The 1505-nt window shown below is 57.9% G+C and carries 2 protein-coding genes; both read left to right on the forward strand.

The window, feature by feature from the left end; genetic code table 11:
- The coding region (locus tag ABL922_RS14990; protein WP_349025006.1) for a Tim44/TimA family putative adaptor protein at positions 1-319 on the forward strand (319 nt) is incomplete at its 5' end.
- A gap of 13 nt (positions 320-332) precedes the next feature.
- Positions 333-1505: murein transglycosylase A (locus ABL922_RS14995; RefSeq protein ID WP_349025007.1), on the forward strand; the 1173-nt coding region annotated here is incomplete at its 3' end.

Below are 1505 nucleotides of genomic sequence, written 5' to 3' on the forward strand. Positions count from 1 at the left end.
TCGGTTCCTGTGCGACGATGATGTCTATGACAGTTTTTCCGAAGCGATTGATGCACGCGATGCACGCGGTGAGGTTTTGGACAACCGTTTGGTGCGGATCGAAGAAGCGCGGATTGTCGATGCGTCCTATGAGCATCCCGTCGCGCGGATTACTGTCCGTTTCGATGCTGATATCGCTTCGTTGATGAAAAATACTGATGGTGCGATCATCGGTGGCACGATGAATGATGCGGTGGAATCGCATGATGTGTGGACATTCTTCCGCGATCTGAAAAGCGCTGATCGCAATTGGAAGCTTGACGAGACCGACGAGGTCTGATTCACGCTGGGGCATGAAATGTGCCCTTGCCCTATTCGCTCCAGCGTCTTTGCTGCTCTCCGCTTGTTCCAGCGGGATCATCCCGTCGGGTGGTCCGACCACTGCTGGTGACACCCTCCCTGCGCAGCATAATGACAAAGCCGCTGTGCCGATCCCGTCAAAAGCCACCGCGCCATTGCCCGGCGCAGTACCTGTCGGCGATGGCAGCAACGCCGCTTCGCTGGGCGTGGTCCTTGGTCCGCAGATAGGCGCGTTGCCAGCGGTGAAGGCCGATGCCGACGCGGCGATGGCGGCTTTTCGCACCAGCTGCCCCGGCCTTGTCCGGCGCGACGACCTCTCGGGCTTGACGCAAAAGGGTGATTGGCAACCGGCCTGTGACGCGGTCAAGACTTGGACCGGTGATGGCCTGTCATTTTTTGCAAGCTATATGGATGCGGTACAAATCGGCGACGGGAAAGCCTTTGCGACCGGCTATTACGAGCCCGAAATCGCCGCCTCGCGCACCAAACAGCCCGGCTATGAAACCCCGATCTATAAACGCCCGCCAGAACTGGTCGAGGTTGACCTCGGCAATTTTGGCAGTGATTTGAAAGGTCGCAAAATTCGCGGCGAAGTAAAAAGCGGCAATCTGGTGATGTATGCCGATCGCACCGCGATTGAAGAGGGCAAGCTTGCCAATCGCGGATTGGAAATCGCCTGGGCCAAGGACCCGGTCGAGTTCTTCTTCCTGCAAATTCAGGGTTCGGGAATGCTGCGATTAACCGATGGTTCGGTGATGCGCATCGGCTATGACAGCCAGAACGGGCATCCTTATACTGGCATTGGTAAGCTGATGAAGGATCGCGGGCTGATTACCGATGGATCGATGCAAGGTCTATACCGCTATCTGCGCGCGAACCCCGATGAGGGGCGCAACATTATGCGCGAAAACAAAAGCTTTGTGTTCTTTCGCGAGAACCCCACCGGCCCGAATGGGGCGATGGGCTATACTGTGATCGCCGAATCGAGCGTTGCGGCGGACCCCAAGTTCATTCCGCTGGGCGCACCTGTGTGGCTGTCGATGGACCGTGCCGAACCCAATGGGCTTTGGATTGCGCAGGATACTGGCGGTGCCATTCGCGGCGCGAACCGTGTTGATACATTTTGGGGCGCTGGCGCTCGCGCGGTGGCGATTGCAGGCGGCATG

It is taken from the genome of Sphingorhabdus sp., assembly GCF_040079335.1.
Lineage (GTDB): Bacteria > Pseudomonadota > Alphaproteobacteria > Sphingomonadales > Sphingomonadaceae > Sphingorhabdus_B.